Origin of the sequence: Synechococcus sp. PROS-7-1 (assembly GCF_014279795.1) — a bacterium.
Classification (GTDB): Bacteria; Cyanobacteriota; Cyanobacteriia; order PCC-6307; family Cyanobiaceae; genus Synechococcus_C.
The window spans coordinates 2,145,958-2,161,866 of the sequence record NZ_CP047945.1; the positions used below are offsets into that span (position 1 = coordinate 2,145,958).

A 15,909-nucleotide genomic window follows, 5' to 3' on the forward strand; every position below is an offset into this window, starting at 1 on the left:
TACATTGGTCTCGTTAGGGACCTTCCACCATGTCTGACTCCGCACAACCCCGCTTCGGCTTCGTCAACTTCGCTGAGACCTGGAACGGCCGTCTGGCCATGCTCGGTTTCGTGATCGGCCTTGGCACCGAGCTGCTCACCGGCCAGGGCATCCTGACCCAGATCGGCCTCGGCTGATTTCAGCGTCCAACTGCATTTTCTCTTCAAGCCCACTGGACTTCCGGTGGGCTTTTTTATGACATCCGCTCTGCGAGAGAGTGAAGGCCGCTTGATGAGTCGATTGCTTCCATTTTTTGCCAAGAACCGACGCGATGGAGCGAGGTTGCTCAGCAGTGCACTGGTGATTCTTGCCATTGCGCTCACGCAACTGACCCAACCCTGGGGCCAGATCGTCAGTGTTCTGGCCAGTGCCCTCTGCCTGTATTGGTGGTTCGCTTACCGCCGTCTTGAACGCTGACAGCATTCCCAGCTACTCCGTGCAGGAGTTAAACGTTTCCGTCGGAGCCCTTCTCGAACGAGGTTTTGCTCCCAGGTTCCTAGTGCACGGCAGTGCCCTGCGTCCGCAAATCAAGAAAGGACATCTCTGGCTGACGCTCAGCGACGGGGACGCAAGCATCACTGTTGTTTGCTGGGCTTCAAGGCTGCAGCAACTGAACTTCGTCCCCGCTGAAGGCGAAGGCGTCACGGTGGTGGGAAAACTGAACTTCTGGGCCGCTCGGGCCAGCCTTGCCGTTCAGGCGATCGACTTGCGTCCAAGCAGGAGCACGATCGAGCGGCGCTTCGAGGCGGTGAAAGCGCTTCTCAGCAAGGAAGGACTGATTGATCCTGCAAGACAGAGGTCCCTTCCACTTGCACCCCAGCGGATCGCCCTGCTCACAAGCGTTCCGAGCTCAGCTCTCGCCGACATGTTGCGCACAGCGAAGGAACGCTGGCCTTTGACCGAGCTCCTCGTGATCCCAATCCCCGTACAAGGAGATGTTGCACCGAAGATCTGCTCTGTGCTGGAGCGCTTGGCTCAGCAAGTGGAGAGATTGCGGGTGAATGCAGTCGTCTTGGCGCGAGGGGGAGGAAGCCGAGAGGACCTGATGGTCTTCGACGATGAAGTCCTCTGCCGAACGTTGGCGCACTTCCCCGTCCCTGTAGTCACAGGCCTGGGCCATGAAGACGACCTCACCGTCGCCGATCTTGTCGCCGATTTTCGAGCGGCAACGCCGACTGCAGCCATTGTGAGCCTTCTGCCCACCCGAACCGCGGCATTGCAGTTCCTCAGCCAATGCCGAAGGCAACTGCTGCAGTCGCAAATCTGGAGACTGCGCAGAGAGGAAGAACGTTTGATCCAAAGACGAGACGTCCTGATTCAATCCTGTCCTGCGGCAGTCGCGGCGAGGAAACGTGAACGCTTGGAACAACGCCGACAGCTGCTGCAGGCCCTGTCTCCCCAACGATGGCTGGCCCGTGGTTTCGCCACCGTGACCCGCAGCGACGGACGCCTGCTTCAAACCGTCGCTGATGCCAGTCCGTCTCAGCCACTGGTCATTCACCTCAGCGACGGAGAGATCGATGTCAGCACAGTGGCCATCAGGAGCAATTCCTGAGGCTTCTCAAGCAGAAACCAACGAAACAACCTCAGCCAACCATTCCGATGCCACGCAAATCGAAGCAATCACAAGACGATGAACAAAGCCAGTGGAAAGAGGATGCCGCATCTCTGAGCTACGAGGAGTCTCTCCAAGCACTGGATCTGCTGCTGACGAAACTTCAGGATGATTCAATTCCATTGGCTGAACTGCAAGGAAGTCATCAGCGGGCCGAGATCTATCTGAGCCGATGCGAAGAACTGCTGAAAGAGGTGGAACAGAGCGTTGCCTTACTCAATCCCGATACGCTGGAACGCGAATCAAAGGATTGTCCACCTCGTGTCTAGAACGTTGCCCTGGATCTATCTAACGCTGGCAGTGCTCGGCGCCGTCCTTCCATGGCAAGCCAATCTTGAGTTCATGCAATCCAGCACAGCAACTGGTTTTGACATCGCAGGCTTTATCAGTGACGCCAATCTCACTGCCGCTTCACGTTCACTCAGCCGTGATCTCTTAATTGCAGCGAGCGCATTCTCAATCTGGATTGTCCTCGAAGGACGCCGCCTGGACGTGAAGGGCTGGCGGCTCACACTTCTTGCTTGTGTCACCATTTCCTTTGCTTGCGGAGGCCCCCTATTCCTTTACCTACGCGAGCGACGTCTGAACGAACTGGCAGCAGAAGGGTCTGCGGCTTCTCCTGAACAATCTTCTGTGTGATCGGACAAAGTTGGATCTTTAGGAATCCACATCCTCAGCAGTGATGTCGATCGTTGCCGAACTAGCTGGTGTGGCGTCGGCATCGAATGAATGATTCGCCGAGGATTGGGAACCAATCTCCAGAGACGCGCCACAGGCAACGCAGGCCGTCGCCGAACCAAGGTTGTTGGTACCACAAGCACCGCAAACCTTGAATTGGCTTTGCATCCGCTTCCAGCCCAACCAACCAAGGCCCCCCAAAACCAGAGAGAGGCTCAGCAGCAGAAGGACTGCTCCGCCAAAAACCCCAACCAAAGCGCGTCCGACTGTCGTAGGCAGCAACAGAAGCAGGGCTAATAGCCAGACGAGAGGAGGAACACGACCCATTCACAACCTCACACGAAACGAACAGAATTCATGATGACTTGATTCACTGATCAATGGATGCGAGAAGCGAGCGGATCTCCACACTGCTTCTGCCTCAGCAAAGCGAGTTCAACACTCCAACACTGACCAAAATAAATCACAACGCCAACCATATACACCCATAACGTAAGCACCAAAACGCCACCAATGACTCCATAAGCCTGAAAGCGGGCTCCAAGTGAAAGAACACTTCGACTCACGGCAAGATTTAAAACCGTCAACAAAAACCCAATCAGCAGCGACCCAGGGATCAAAGGAATGAAAGGCACACGACGACTTGGCAAGAGAGCCTGCAACAGCAGTGCCATGGCAGAAAATCCCGCAAAAGAAAACAACACGCGCCCAACCTGGATCAGTGGAAAACCATCAAGAAAATCAGCCAACCAAGGAAGAGATTGCTGCAAGTCTTCGAGGGCACCAGCGGGAATCATCCGCAAATTGGCACCAATCTGATCCGCAACAATCAAAAGACCAATCAGAATCACAATAAAAAAGGCTTCGATACGCACGCGCACAAACTGAAAAGCTTGAGCTCCCAGAGGGATTGAGTCCGGCAACGGCCGAAGAGCATCTCTCCAAATGCGATCCGCACCCCTCTGAAGCGTCAAATAGACATTCCCTGCAGTCACAAGCAGAACTGCAGCACCAAGAAGTCCGGCACCAAAGCCCTGCTGCACCAGCTGAATCAACGTCTGTCGCACAATTGCAACAGCAGGAGGCGGCAAAACGCCACTGGCATAACTAATAATTTCTTGATCGAGATTATCCTGCCTTCCCAACAAAAATGAAGCAAGGGACAAGGAAATCAGAAGGATCGGGAAAATCGACTGCAGTGTGTAATACGCAAAAGCAGCACTGAGATCCACACAGTCTGTTCCCGCCCAACGTTGATAAGCCAACCAGAGAGAACGCACGATTCGGCGCAGAAGTAGCCGTTTGGCCATCAGATCAAGATTGCACCGTACCTCCAAACTAGCGCGCATGAAAGAAGGCACAAAAAAAGCCACCCCTCGGGGTGGCTTTCTTCGTTTGGAATGTTTTACCTGGCATCGAGCTATTTTCTCAGGGGGCTACCCCCCAAATATCGTCGCCGCTGCTGCGTTTCACAACCGAGTTCGAGATGGATCGGAGTGGTTCCACAGCGCCATGGACACCAGGATAGTTTCATTCCCAAGGGGTGAACCCTGAGAACTGCATAGGTCATCACCTAAAGCTCTCGCTTTAGATCATGTGTCTGTCTGAATAAAACTTGCCTCAGACAAGAGCCAAATTAATGGTCAAGCCCTCGGTCTATTAGTACTCCTCCGCTGCATCCATTACTGGACTTCGACGTAGAGCCTATCAACGGGTGTTCTTCCCGTGACCTTACTGGGTTACCCCATGGGAATACTCATCTTGAGGTGGGCTTCCCACTTAGATGCTTTCAGCGGTTATCCACTCCGCACATGGCTACCCAGCGTTTACCGTTGGCACGATAACTGGTACACCAGAGGTGCGTTCCTCCCGGTCCTCTCGTACTAGGGAGAAATCCTCTCAATATTCCTACGCATACACCGGATATGGACCGAACTGTCTCACGACGTTCTGAACCCAGCTCGCGTACCGCTTTAATGGGCGAACAGCCCAACCCTTGGGACCGACTTCAGCCCCAGGTTGCGATGAGCCGACATCGAGGTGCCAAACCTCCCCGTCGATGTGAACTCTTGGGGGAGATCAGCCTGTTATCCCTAGAGTAACTTTTATCCGTTGAGCGACGGCCCTTCCACTCAGAACCGTCGGATCACTAAAGCCGACTTTCGTCCCTGTTCGACTTGTAGGTCTCACAGTCAAGCTTCCTTCTGCTTTTGCACTCGTCGGCTGATTTCCAACCAGCCTGAGGAAACCTTTGCGCGCCTCCGTTACCTTTTAGGAGGCGACCGCCCCAGTCAAACTGCCCACCTGATACTGTCCGCTCCCCGGATAACGGGTGAACGTTAGAACCCTAGCTCTGAAAGAGTGGTATCTCACCATTGACTCACCAGCACCCGCAAGCACTGGTTCAACGTCTCCCACCTATCCTGCGCATTCAGAGCCCGGGCACAATACCAAGCTACAGTAAAGCTTCATAGGGTCTTTCTGTCCGGGTGTATGTAGTCCGCATCTTCACAGACAATTCTATTTCGCCGAGCCTCTCTCCGAGACAGCGCCCTGATCGTTACGCCTTTCGTGCGGGTCGGAACTTACCCGACAAGGAATTTCGCTACCTTAGGACCGTTATAGTTACGGCCGCCGTTCACCGGGGCTTCAGTCGCCAGCTTCGCTTACGCTGACCGGCTTCCTTAACCTTCCGGCACTGGGCAGGCGTCAGCCCCCATACATCGTCTTGCGACTTAGCGGAGACCTGTGTTTTTGGTAAACAGTCGCCAGGGCCTCTTCACTGCGACCACCTTGCGGTGGCACCCCTTCTCCCGAAGTTACGGGGCCATTTTGCCGAGTTCCTTAGAGAGAGTTACCTCGCGCACCTCGGTATTCTCTACCACCCCACCTGTGTCGGTTTCGGGTACTGGCAGTTATGCCTTAACGGGTATAGAGCTTTTCTTGGAAGCATGACATCACCAACTTCGCTGCCGTAGCAGCTCGTACTCACGCCTCAGCTCGGAACGTTTTCTCCGCTCCTCAACGCCTCGAACGCTTGAACCAGTAACCAACATCTGGCTTGGCTAGCCTTCTCCGTCCCTCTTCCCAAAACATAACCGGTACAGGAATGTTGACCTGTTATCCATCGACTACGCCTTTCGGCCTCGCCTTAGGTCCAGACTAACCCTCCGCGGACGAGCCTGCCGGAGGAACCCTTAGGGTTTCGGTGCATGGGATTCTCACCCATGTTTTCGCTACTCAAGCCGACATTCTCACTTCTATGCAGTCCACGCCCGCTCACGCTAACGCTTCGCCCCACATAGAACGCTCCCCTACCATAAATCCGCAGCTTCGGTACAACACTTAGCCCCGTTCATTTTCGGCGCAGGATCGCTCGACCAGTGAGCTATTACGCACTCCTTTGAGGATGGCTGCTTCTAGGCAAACCTCCTGGTTGTCTGGGCAATCCCACCTCCTTTATCACTTAGTGTTGATTTGGGGACCTTAGCTGGCGGTCTGGGCTGTTTCCCTCTCGACCATGGAGCTTATCCCCCACAGTCTGACTGCCTCGCTACACACAGGGTATTCAGAGTTCATCTCGATTTGGTACCGCTCTCGCAGCCCGCACCGAAATGGTGGCTTTACCCCCCTGCTGGAGCACGAGACGCTACGCCTCAACGTATTTCGGGGAGAACCAGCTAGCTCCGGGTTCGATTGGCATTTCACCCCTAACCACAGCTCATCCGCTGATTTTTCAACATCAGTCGGTTCGGACCTCCACTTGGTATCACCCAAGCTTCATCCTGGCCATGGTTAGATCACCCGGGTTCGGGTCTATAAACACTGACAAACGCCCTATTCAGACTCGCTTTCGCTATGGCTCCACCATTTCCGGTTTAACCCGCCAGTGCCTATAAGTCGCCGGCTCATTCTTCAACAGGCACACGGTCACCCTATGAGTAGGGCTCCCATTGCTTGTAAGCTCACGGTTTCATGTTCTATTTCACTCCCCTCCCGGGGTTCTTTTCACCTTTCCCTCGCGGTACTGTTTCGCTATCGGTCACACAGGAGTACTTAGCCTTACGAGGTGGTCCTCGCTGATTCACACGGAATTTCACGTGCTCCGTGCTACTCGGGATACAGCTAGGTCAGTTCAGTTTTCGTGTACGGGGCTTTCACCCTCTGTGGCGTGTCTTTCAAACACTTCCACTAACATTCCTGATCCACATTGCTGTCCCACAACCCCGACAGTCGAAACTGTCGGTTTAGGCTCTTCCCCGTTCGCTCGCCGCTACTTAGGGAGTCGTTTTTACTTTCCTTTCCTCCAGCTACTAAGATGTTTCAGTTCGCTGGGTTGGCTCGCGCCAGCCTATGGATTCAGCTGGCCGTTCTAGGGGTTGCCCCATTCGGAAATTCCCGGATCAAAGCGTGTTTCCAGCTCCCCGAGACTTATCGCAGGTAACCACGTCCTTCATCGCCTCTGTGTGCCAAGGTATCCGCCGTGAGCCCTTTGTAGCTTGACCATATAATCTCCAACACGCTTGCTGTCGTTGAAACAGATTCTCCCTGATTCATTGCTGAATCAAGAATCAAACTCTTGATTGCTCGACACAATCAAAAGAACGTGATGGAGTCTCGGCTCTTGCTCTATAGAATTCGCAATCACTCCTCTTAATCATCCTTTCGGATCATTATTTAGAGTCATCGCATCATCCATGAGATGCTTTATTCTTTCCAGACTCACCTATGCAGTTGTCAAGGTTCTGCTAGAACTTCAAATCAAATCATCAATTGCTTGATCATTTGACTTGAGCCCAGCATCTTATCAACCAAATACATTCAGCAAAACCTTTTTTGCTTTCATTTGGAATGACAGGAAGCTGGGGTCATCCAGCGGACACGTCTAAAATCACACTCCAGTCGAACTCATACTCCAATATCCTTTTGGAGATGGGGATACAGTTTGGTCAGTGGAGGTTAGGAGACTCGAACTCCTGACATCCTGCTTGCAAAGCAGGCGCTCTACCAACTGAGCTAAACCCCCAACACCGAATGGGCCATCCTGGACTTGAACCAGGGACCTCACCCTTATCAGGGGTGCGCTCTAACCACCTGAGCTAATGGCCCAGGAGTCTCATCCCTTCAGGGGTGTGACCTAGACAAAGTTTAGGAACTAAAAATCTCCACCATCCTCATCTGCATCGCTGCAAATTTGATGGCTTCAAAGCTGAGGTACCGATCGACCTAAGGTGACAGGATTTCGGCCTAAGAATAAAATACTCAGACATCAAAATCGTTGTTTGTCTCCCTGTTAGGAGGTGATCCAGCCGCACCTTCCGGTACGGCTACCTTGTTACGACTTCACCCCAGTCATCAGCCCCACCTTCGACGTCCTCCTCCACAAGGGTTGGAGTAACGGCTTCGGGCGTGGCCAACTTCCATGGTGTGACGGGCGGTGTGTACAAGGCCCGGGAACGTATTCACCGCAGTATGCTGACCTGCGATTACTAGCGATTCCTCCTTCACGTAGGCGAGTTGCAGCCTACGATCTGAACTGAGCCACGGTTTATGAGATTTGCTTGTCCTCGCGAACTTGCTGCTCTTTGTCCGTAGCATTGTAGTACGTGTGTAGCCCAGGATGTAAGGGGCATGATGACTTGACGTCATCCACACCTTCCTCCGGTTTATCACCGGCGGTCTCTCTAGAGTGCCCAACTAAATGCTGGCAACTAAAGACGTGGGTTGCGCTCGTTGCGGGACTTAACCCAACATCTCACGACACGAGCTGACGACAGCCATGCACCACCTGTCACTGCGTTCCCGAAGGCACCCTCTCGTTTCCAAGAGGTTCGCAGGATGTCAAACCCTGGTAAGGTTCTTCGCGTTGCATCGAATTAAACCACATACTCCACCGCTTGTGCGGGCCCCCGTCAATTCCTTTGAGTTTCACACTTGCGTGCGTACTCCCCAGGCGGAACACTTAACGCGTTGGCTACGACACCGAGGGGGTCGATTCCCCCGACACCTAGTGTTCATCGTTTACGGCCAGGACTACAGGGGTATCTAATCCCTTTCGCTCCCCTGGCTTTCGTCCATGAGCGTCAGTTATGGCCCAGCAGAGCGCCTTCGCCACTGGTGTTCTTCCCGATATCTACGCATTTCACCGCTACACCGGGAATTCCCTCTGCCCCTACCACACTCAAGCCCAACAGTTTCCACTGCCATGATGGAGTTAAGCTCCACGTTTTAACAGCAGACTTGAAGGGCCGCCTGCGGACGCTTTACGCCCAATAATTCCGGATAACGCTTGCCACTCCCGTATTACCGCGGCTGCTGGCACGGAATTAGCCGTGGCTTATTCCTCAAGTACCGTCAGATCTTCTTCCTTGAGAAAAGAGGTTTACAGCCCAGAGGCCTTCATCCCTCACGCGGCGTTGCTCCGTCAGGCTTTCGCCCATTGCGGAAAATTCCCCACTGCTGCCTCCCGTAGGAGTCTGGGCCGTGTCTCAGTCCCAGTGTGGCTGATCATCCTCTCAGACCAGCTACTGATCGATGCCTTGGTGAGCTCTTACCTCACCAACTAGCTAATCAGACGCGGGCTCATCCTCAGGCGAAATTCATTTCACCTCTCGGCATATGGGGTATTAGCGGCCGTTTCCAGCCGTTATCCCCCTCCTGAGGGCAGATTCCCACGCGTTACTCACCCGTCCGCCACTAACCCGAAGGTTCGTTCGACTTGCATGTGTTAAGCACGCCGCCAGCGTTCATCCTGAGCCAGGATCAAACTCTCCGTTGTAGATCAAATCCTCTTAACGACTTTCACCGTCTCAATTTGATTTGCGTCACCCATTACTCAGACATTCTGGCAATAGTTGAGGCCTCCTTCCGCTGACACAGAAGTGTTCTTAAGAGTGCACATCTAGATTTCTCTATCTATGACTTTCCAGGATCTCAGATCCGGTTGTTGCTCCACACTGCGCACACCGACAACACAAGAGCTCGTGAAAACCCTCAAGTTGTAAGCGCAATGCTTCTTTGCAACGAATTTTTGTTGACGGGACCTCACACCTTCATCGCTCTTTCATTCATCACTCACTCCTCAACTTCGCAGTTGATTCATCAGCAACAAACGCGATGAAAGCGTCAGTTCCTAAACTTTTCAGTTGTCCAGGTTCTGCCGTCGCACTCCCTCTCAGGAGCGGTTGGCGGTGCGGTCTCGCGACCGCTTGAGAAACTTACAACACCGTGGGATCGCTCCCTCTTGGCTTGTAAGCACTCCTGAACACATCAAGCTCTCGCTCTCCTTGTTCAGAAGCTGCGCTTCGGGCTTCTGCCTCCCGCGCAGTCCATAACCATAACACCACACACACCCCCAAGCGCAACCCCTTCAAAGATCAGGGCAACAACAGAGACTCGCCCCAAGGCTTGAGCCGCTTCAGCTGGTCCTCGGAAGTGGCCGCGAGCACAGGGAAACCCACATCAGAGAGATCGCGACCTGGAACAAGAGCGGTTGGATCTTCACGCAACCAGAGCACAGGGCAACCAAGCTCAGACAGCACCAACCAGGCCGCAGCGAGATCCCAGATCTTTGGGGTGGCCTCCAGGGCCGCCACGGTCTGGCCCATCGCCACACTCACAAGATTGAGGCTTGCAACCCCGAGCAAACGGATCTTTCCTGGAAACGGCTCTTGATGGCGGCGCTGCAACACCCGAATCGCTCGGCTGCAGAGCGAAACGCAGGCACTTCCTGCCGCCAGACGGGTTTCAGCAGTCAGTCGTTTGCCATTGCGCCAGGCACCATGGCCCCGGATCGCCACGATGCGCTGCTTTAAAGAAGGAATGTCCAGAAACGCTTCCATCGGCCGACCATCCACAAAACGCGCAACAGAAATTGCCCAATAGGGAATGCCGGCCGCAAAGTTCGTTGTGCCGTCCAGTGGATCCACCACCCAGAACGCAGACGTGGCCGGACAATGCTTCTCCCCTTCCTCACTCAGCGTGCTCTCGCCTGAGCAAATCTGAGCAAACCCCTGGACCAGGGTCTCATCACTCCAACGATCACAAGCGGTGATCAGACTCCCGTCTGGCTTCACATCGGAAACGATGTGACCAAAATCGTGCCGTTGTCTCTCGGCAACGCCATCAAGAAGTTGATGGACAGCCAGCAGCTGCGCCGGAGAGAGGGGAGCTGAAGTCACCGTCCGAAAAGGCTCAAGCGCCGAGCTGAGACGCCTCACAGGCTGGCGTATTGGGAGCCGGTTCAATGGGAACAGACTCCATGCGATCCACCTCAGGTTTCTTGCCAGGCAGATTGAGGGGCGGGCAAACTTTCACTTGATCCAAACCCGTGCGACGCCTCAGCTCAGCCAGGCTGGCGTTGTAGCTCAGAACTGCATCGGCATAACGCACCTCAGCACTGGTGAGATCGCGTTGGTTATCGACCACCTCGCGCTGGGTTGTCACCCCCGCTTGGAAACGCAACCTGGCCAAACGCAAAGACTCAGTGGCTGAAAGCACTTCACGCGTTGTTGTGCGGATGTTTTGCTGCGCATCTCTCAGGTCGTAAAAACTTTGTTCCACTTCCCTGCGGATGCTGTCGCGCTCGGAGGCAAAGTTGTACTGGCTCTCCTCGGCAGCTTGCTTGTTGCGGCGGTACTGCGCGCGGGCCCGCCCCCCATCGAAAATGTTCCAGGTGGCCGACAAGCCCACCGAATTATCGAAGCTCCATCCATACACCTCGGTGCTCACTGGAGGCTGCGTGTTGGTTTCACCCTGGAAACGCTGGGACGTGAAATTGTTGAAGATGCTCAGCACAGGCTGAACAGCCGCCAGCGCAGCATTGGCGTTGCTGTTGTTAATCGAAATGTCGAGAAGCACTCGATCGAGCTCTTCCCGGAAGGTGTAGGCCGCGATGATGCTTTCCTGAAGCGATGGTTCCCACAGTCCAAGCACACGCGCAGGTGCAGCGGATGTGGGAGTGATGTCCTGAGGAAGATCCATGAGCGAGGCCAAGGATCGACGTGCATTCACCTGGTCGCCGAGAGCATTGGTGAGCAGCTGTTGGTCACGGGCGAGCTGAGTTTCGGCTTCTAAAACCTCGAGCTTGGTGGCCACACCCGCCTGGTAGCGAGCTCGCGCATCGCGAAGACTCACCAGTGAAGCTCGCACGGATTGTTGACCGATCCGAACCTGTTCATCTTGACGCTGAAGCTGGAAATAAGACGTCGCCGCCTGCAGTCGAAGCTCACGCAACGAGATCAAATAGGTGTCTCGGGCGCGCTCATAGGTATCTCTTGCAGCCGCGATCTGGGGAACCCTGGCCGGGTCAATCAAATTCCAGTTCAACTGGGCTCCAAAGTTGGCAGACACAATCTCTGTATTCGTGACTCGACCTTCAGATTGCTCAAGCCCCGTCAAAGGGTTCACAGTCTGAGATCGGGTGGGGTCGAAGGTTTGTTGCTCGCCAGCGAGGTACTGGGGCAGACCGTTGGCATTGAGATTGAGCGTGGGATACCAGGCCGAGAGCGCTGCACGCAGGCTTGATTTGGCTTGTTGAACCTGGCTCGCCACTGCTTTGAGGCTGGGATTGTTGACCTCAACCAGACGTTCCACCTCGGCAAGCGTGAGTGGTCGTAGCTCACGGATTCTTACTTGCTCAGGCTTGTCAGGCAGAGCAAGGCTCGGGGGTGCTTTAAGGGATTCTTGATTCTCAGGAAGTGTGGTTGCGGCAGGGGGGAGAACCGAGGGATCTGCTTTCGGCCTTGAACCCTTGATCTCGGTCGCGGTGGGGAGCGTCGACTGGTCGATCAGCGCCGAACCATCGGCTGCCGACGAAGCCTCAACACCCGAAACCTCCTCTGCCCTGACCGGTGCATGGGTAACAGAGGGCAATACTCCTGCAATTAACAGAAGACCTGCAACAGTCCGACGCACAACAAATCCGGGGCTGGGCGGAGCTTAGGGGGTTTTGGGCTGCTGACCGAGAACAGCAGCCACGATGTCAGCTGCTCCATGCACGATCCGAATCGGCACCGGCAGTTGGTCTTGCAACTGATCCAGGGTCATGTCATCCAGGAACACAGGCTGGCCCTGGCGGAGCATCACAGAGGGGAGAAGCAGCTGATCCCCCAACGGTTGATCCGCGAGTCCTTTCAACAGGTCTTCTCCGGTTAAGAGACCTGTCACCACCTGATCCTGGCCCCAGTAAGGGCTTGGCAATCCATGCAAGGTGAGCGAGACGCCATTTACCTGATTCAAGCGTGCTTGCACCGGGGCCAAAGCCCGATCCACCAGACGGCCCACCACCCAACTGCTGTGAAGAGGCGAGTCGATCCTTTCGGGAAGCGTCTCTGTGGCCTGGTCGAGGGCTTCAAGAAAGGCCCGAATCGTGCCGACACCATTTTCCTGTTGAGGGAGATCTTCGTAGTTACTCCTCGGAGGCAAGGGCTGACCAGCCATCAGATACCACTCATCAGACAGCCAGGCGAACCGACTACCGATCTGTTGCTGGAATCGGGCTTGAAGCAATTCCACAGCCTCAATCACTGTGCGTGCATCTGCCGGCGTGACAGCCCGCAAACCATCCTCAGCAGGCCGGAAGCGCGTCAACCCCACAGGAACAACCGCGGCGGAGAGAACGGCGGGCCATTCCCCAGTCCCAAATCGCGCCAGGTCGGAAAGTGTGCGGATCAAAGCCTCGCCATCGTTAAGCCCTGGGCAGACCACCACCTGCGCATGAATCTGCAATCCCCGGTGCGCGAACCAGTCGAGCTGTTGAAGCAGATCACCCGCCCGGGGGTTGTCGAGCAGTCGGGAGCGCAGGCCTGGTTCTGTCGCATGCACCGACACGAAGAGGGGGGTGAGGCGTTGCTCTTCGATGCGAGTCCAGTCGCTTTCGCTGAGATTGGTCAGCGTCAGGTAGGAGCCGTATAAAAAACTGAGCCTGTAATCGTCGTCTTTCAGATAAAGGCTGTCGCGATGCCCAGGCGGCTGCTGATCGATGAAACAGAACGGACAGCGGTTAGTGCATTGCCGCAAGCCATCAAACAGCGCCTCGGTGAACGCAAGCCCGAGGCCATCATCCGCATCCTTTTCGAGTTCAACGCGATGGAGCGCCCCAGCGCTGTCTCGTACCTCAAGGATGAGATCCTCTTCAACGGTCAGATAGCGGTAATCAATCAGATCTCGTGGGCGAACACCATTGATGCTGAGCAGCTGATCGCCGGGTTCGAAGCCGAGCTCCTCACCGATCGAACCAGGTTCCACTGATGCCACAACCGCAGGCTGGGGCTGACGCCCAGCACTGGAGGGATCGAGAGCAGCAACGGCCACACCCGCAGAGGGTTCATTCCACACGAAATGGATTCAACTGATTTCAGTTTGAGCCAGGGCCAGCCCACCAGGCCAGCAGAAGAACTCCGAAAAGCAATCGATAGATCACAAACACCCAGGTGCTGTGTCGCTGCAGGAACTTGAGCAACCAATCGATGGCCAACCATGAAACCACTGCTGCGGAAACGATGCCAACCATCAGGGGCAGCACCCCCCCCGCACTGGGCTCAGTGAACGCATCCTTGAGCTCAACCAATCCCGCAATGGTGATAGCCGGAATGCCCAGAAGAAAAGAAAACCGAGCTGCGTCGGGCCGTTTCCAACTGTCAAACAGCGACGCGGTGAGTGTGCTGCCGGAGCGAGAGACACCGGGAATCAGGGCCAGAACCTGGGCCAATCCCACAACCAACCCATCCCGGCCCTGCACCTGATTGAGCTGCTTGGAGCGCGGTCCCATGCGTTCGGCGAGGGCAAGAAGCAGGGCCATCAGGATGGACACACCGGCGATTGCGGGCACGCTGCGCAGCGGCGAGGTTTCGTAACCAGGCCAATACAGCTTGATGGCAAGTCCGGCAAACAGGATGGGCAGGGTGCCGATCGCCATGGCGATTCCCAGTCGCGCCTCCGGCTCCCGCCACTGCCCCCTCAGAACAGCACCACTGATCCCGCGCAGAACACCGGCCAAATCCGCCCTGAAGTAGGCGATTACCGCAACGATGCTGCCCAGTTGGATCACAGCGGTCACCGAGACGCCTGGATCCCCCCAACCGGCGAGCACCGGCACAATTTTGAGATGGGCTGTGCTGCTGATGGGCAGGAACTCAGTGAGGCCCTGCACTACGCCGAGAACGAAATCTCTCCAGATGGCTTCAAGAAGACCGGGCTCCGACACCGCAGATTCCAATGGTTGGGTTGACGGACGCTATGCCCAACGGGCTTTGGATGCCAGTGCTGCTGAACATTGAGCGTGCGGCCGTGGCTCACGCTCGAATCTTCTAAGGTTTCGATTCTTTCTTCACATTGCGGAGGTGACGCCTTGTCCAGTGGGCTGATGCAAAACCCGGCCCTGGGCAAGCAGAGGCTCCCAACCACTGCAGTTTTGGCGTCCCTGCCCTTTTGGGCATCTGCTCTTGTGGTGATGCCTGTGTTCGTGCAAGCGCCATGGGTTCGTCAACAACCGTTCAGTTCCTGTCTGTTCGGGCTCAGTCTTGCTGTCGTGGGAATCCTGTTGAGCCTTAACGCTGAGCGGAGCCAACAGCGCGATCTCGGAGCCCTCATCTTGGGATTCAGTGGCAGTTGGATGGCGGGAAGTTTGTTTTGGGGATGGTTGCCTGCGCACCCAGTTCTGCATTTGCCGGTGGAGGCGTTCGCGCTTCCTCTGGCGGTGGCAGGACTGAACACCCGCTGGCGTTGCGCGTGTGCCTTTTACCTGGCGTCCTTGATTGGAACTGCCTTCACTGATCTCTCGATGGCCATCTCCGGGGTAATGACCCTCTGGCCTGATGTGGTGACGGCCACGGCCGACCAAGCACCCGGTCTGCTAAGGCAGGCAGCCTCTCAGGTCTTAACACCAAAGTCTCTCCTGGTCGTAATCCTTGCGGCGGCCTTGATTACCAGACTGGTGGCTGAATGCCGTTCCAGAGCTGATCAATTTGGAGACGGTTCTTCCGCATGGGCAGTGGCTACCTCGGTGCTGTTCACCACCTTGGTGATTGATGGGGTTTTCTTGGGGGTTTCTTTGCTGGCACCAGGCCTGAGCGGGCTCATCTGAAACGAACTGCAAAAACCCTGCGGTTTTATGCGATGCCTGGGGAGAGCACTTGTAAGGTTTGCTGGTCGGTTCCGCCGGCATATCCCGTTCCGATTCTCAGACGGAGAATTTCATGAAGCGTCTGCTGTCCTGGCTGACAGGTCTCGTGGTCATGGCTGGCTTGCTGATGACTCTGGCCATGCCCTCTGACGTTCAGGCCGCTGACATCCGCAATGTGGCTGACGACAAGATCGCCGAACGTGGCGACAAGGTTGATCTGAACAACTCATCCGTGCGGCGCTTCCAGCAATTCCCCGGGATGTATCCAACCCTGGCAGGCAAAATCGTGCTGGGCGGTCCTTACGAGAGTGTGGATGATGTGCTTTCTCTTGATCTCACCGATCGCCAGAAGGAACTGTTTGAGAAATATCGCGACAATTTCACTGTGACCGCACCCTCGATTGCCCTGAACGAGGGCTTCGACAGGATTAACGACGGGCAGTACCGCTAAGAA

Annotated in this window: 13 protein-coding genes, 2 tRNA genes and 3 rRNA genes; 7 read left to right on the plus strand and 11 right to left on the minus strand. The window is 55.4% G+C overall.

The genetic code is table 11. The annotated features are described in order from the left end of the window. Positions 1 to 29 precede the first annotated feature (29 nt). The 5 genes from SynPROS71_RS11730 to SynPROS71_RS11750 all read left to right on the plus strand — a co-directional run bounded on the left by SynPROS71_RS11730 (position 30) and on the right by SynPROS71_RS11750 (position 2,293). Positions 30 to 176 (plus strand): high light inducible protein, encoded by a 147-nt coding sequence (locus SynPROS71_RS11730; RefSeq protein ID WP_011934079.1) that lies wholly within the window; start codon positions 30 to 32, stop codon positions 174 to 176. A 94-nt stretch (positions 177 to 270) separates the two neighbouring features. After that, entirely contained in the window at positions 271 to 456 is a 186-nt protein-coding gene (locus tag SynPROS71_RS11735) for a hypothetical protein (RefSeq protein ID WP_186598112.1), read from the plus strand. Further along, positions 446 to 1,594 carry an exodeoxyribonuclease VII large subunit gene (gene xseA / locus SynPROS71_RS11740; RefSeq protein ID WP_186595278.1) on the plus strand — a complete coding sequence of 383 codons (1,149 nt, stop codon included), beginning with the start codon at positions 446 to 448 and terminating at the stop codon, positions 1,592 to 1,594. The genes SynPROS71_RS11735 and xseA overlap by 11 nt, the downstream gene beginning before the upstream one ends. A gap of 47 nt (positions 1,595 to 1,641) precedes the next feature. Beyond that, entirely contained in the window at positions 1,642 to 1,923 is a 282-nt protein-coding gene (gene xseB, locus SynPROS71_RS11745) for an exodeoxyribonuclease VII small subunit (RefSeq protein ID WP_186595280.1), read from the plus strand. Next, the gene (locus SynPROS71_RS11750) at positions 1,916 to 2,293 is read left to right on the plus strand and encodes a DUF2834 domain-containing protein (RefSeq protein ID WP_186595282.1); all 378 of its coding nucleotides are present in this window, start codon (positions 1,916 to 1,918) and stop codon (positions 2,291 to 2,293) included. The genes xseB and SynPROS71_RS11750 overlap by 8 nt, the downstream gene beginning before the upstream one ends. Before the next feature lie 18 nt (positions 2,294 to 2,311). On the opposite strand, the gene SynPROS71_RS11755 is transcribed toward SynPROS71_RS11750, so the two are convergent. The 11 genes from SynPROS71_RS11755 to SynPROS71_RS11805 form a co-directional block, all read right to left on the minus strand. After that, on the minus strand, positions 2,312 to 2,659 hold the full coding sequence (locus SynPROS71_RS11755) for a hypothetical protein (RefSeq protein WP_186595283.1): 348 nt from the start codon (positions 2,657 to 2,659) through the stop codon (positions 2,312 to 2,314). 50 nt (positions 2,660 to 2,709) lie between these two features. Next, positions 2,710 to 3,642 carry a YihY/virulence factor BrkB family protein gene (locus SynPROS71_RS11760; RefSeq protein WP_186598069.1) on the minus strand — a complete coding sequence of 311 codons (933 nt, stop codon included), beginning with the start codon at positions 3,640 to 3,642 and terminating at the stop codon, positions 2,710 to 2,712. A gap of 97 nt (positions 3,643 to 3,739) precedes the next feature. Then, a 5S ribosomal RNA gene (gene rrf / locus SynPROS71_RS11765) occupies positions 3,740 to 3,856 on the minus strand. 115 nt (positions 3,857 to 3,971) lie between these two features. After that, positions 3,972 to 6,837 (minus strand): 23S ribosomal RNA (locus tag SynPROS71_RS11770). A 448-nt stretch (positions 6,838 to 7,285) separates the two neighbouring features. Beyond that, a tRNA-Ala gene (locus SynPROS71_RS11775) sits at positions 7,286 to 7,358 on the minus strand. Positions 7,359 to 7,367: 9 nt separating this feature from the next. Next, a tRNA-Ile gene (locus tag SynPROS71_RS11780) sits at positions 7,368 to 7,441 on the minus strand. A gap of 184 nt (positions 7,442 to 7,625) precedes the next feature. Continuing rightward, a 16S ribosomal RNA gene (locus SynPROS71_RS11785) occupies positions 7,626 to 9,110 on the minus strand. Together the 16S, 23S and 5S rRNA genes with 2 tRNA genes alongside form the textbook arrangement of a ribosomal RNA operon. A gap of 598 nt (positions 9,111 to 9,708) precedes the next feature. Further along, entirely contained in the window at positions 9,709 to 10,512 is an 804-nt protein-coding gene (locus SynPROS71_RS11790) for an inositol monophosphatase family protein (RefSeq protein WP_186595284.1), read from the minus strand. 13 nt (positions 10,513 to 10,525) lie between these two features. Next, a complete protein-coding gene (locus tag SynPROS71_RS11795; RefSeq protein WP_186595285.1) occupies positions 10,526 to 12,247 on the minus strand; it encodes a TolC family protein in 1,722 nt (573 codons plus the stop codon). 24 nt (positions 12,248 to 12,271) lie between these two features. Next, positions 12,272 to 13,669: a TIGR03279 family radical SAM protein gene (locus SynPROS71_RS11800; RefSeq protein ID WP_186595286.1), complete on the minus strand. Its 1,398-nt coding sequence runs from the start codon at positions 13,667 to 13,669 to the stop codon at positions 12,272 to 12,274. Positions 13,670 to 13,688: 19 nt separating this feature from the next. Beyond that, complete coding sequence (locus tag SynPROS71_RS11805) at positions 13,689 to 14,549, minus strand: undecaprenyl-diphosphate phosphatase (protein ID WP_186595287.1); 861 nt, start codon at positions 14,547 to 14,549, stop codon at positions 13,689 to 13,691. Between the two features lie 147 nt (positions 14,550 to 14,696). On the opposite strand from SynPROS71_RS11805, the gene SynPROS71_RS11810 reads away from it, so the two are divergent. Further along, a complete protein-coding gene (locus SynPROS71_RS11810; protein WP_186598070.1) occupies positions 14,697 to 15,416 on the plus strand; it encodes a DUF3120 domain-containing protein in 720 nt (239 codons plus the stop codon). Between the two features lie 112 nt (positions 15,417 to 15,528). Continuing rightward, on the plus strand, positions 15,529 to 15,906 hold the full coding sequence (gene psbU, locus SynPROS71_RS11815) for a photosystem II complex extrinsic protein PsbU (RefSeq protein ID WP_186583456.1): 378 nt from the start codon (positions 15,529 to 15,531) through the stop codon (positions 15,904 to 15,906). Positions 15,907 to 15,909 lie beyond the last annotated feature (3 nt).

Bases quoted from the DNA above. Each gene is read 5' to 3' on its own strand.
- SynPROS71_RS11730 (WP_011934079.1), top strand. From the start codon at position 30: ATGTCTGACTCCGCACAACCCCGCTTCGGCTTCGTCAACTTCGCTGAG.
- SynPROS71_RS11735 (WP_186598112.1), top strand. From the start codon at position 271: ATGAGTCGATTGCTTCCATTTTTTGCCAAGAACCGACGCGATGGAGCG.
- xseB (WP_186595280.1), top strand. From the start codon at position 1,642: ATGCCACGCAAATCGAAGCAATCACAAGACGATGAACAAAGCCAGTGG.
- SynPROS71_RS11755 (WP_186595283.1), bottom strand. From the start codon at position 2,659: ATGGGTCGTGTTCCTCCTCTCGTCTGGCTATTAGCCCTGCTTCTGTTG.
- SynPROS71_RS11760 (WP_186598069.1), bottom strand. From the start codon at position 3,642: ATGGCCAAACGGCTACTTCTGCGCCGAATCGTGCGTTCTCTCTGGTTG.
- SynPROS71_RS11810 (WP_186598070.1), top strand. From the start codon at position 14,697: ATGCAAAACCCGGCCCTGGGCAAGCAGAGGCTCCCAACCACTGCAGTT.
- psbU (WP_186583456.1), top strand. From the start codon at position 15,529: ATGAAGCGTCTGCTGTCCTGGCTGACAGGTCTCGTGGTCATGGCTGGC.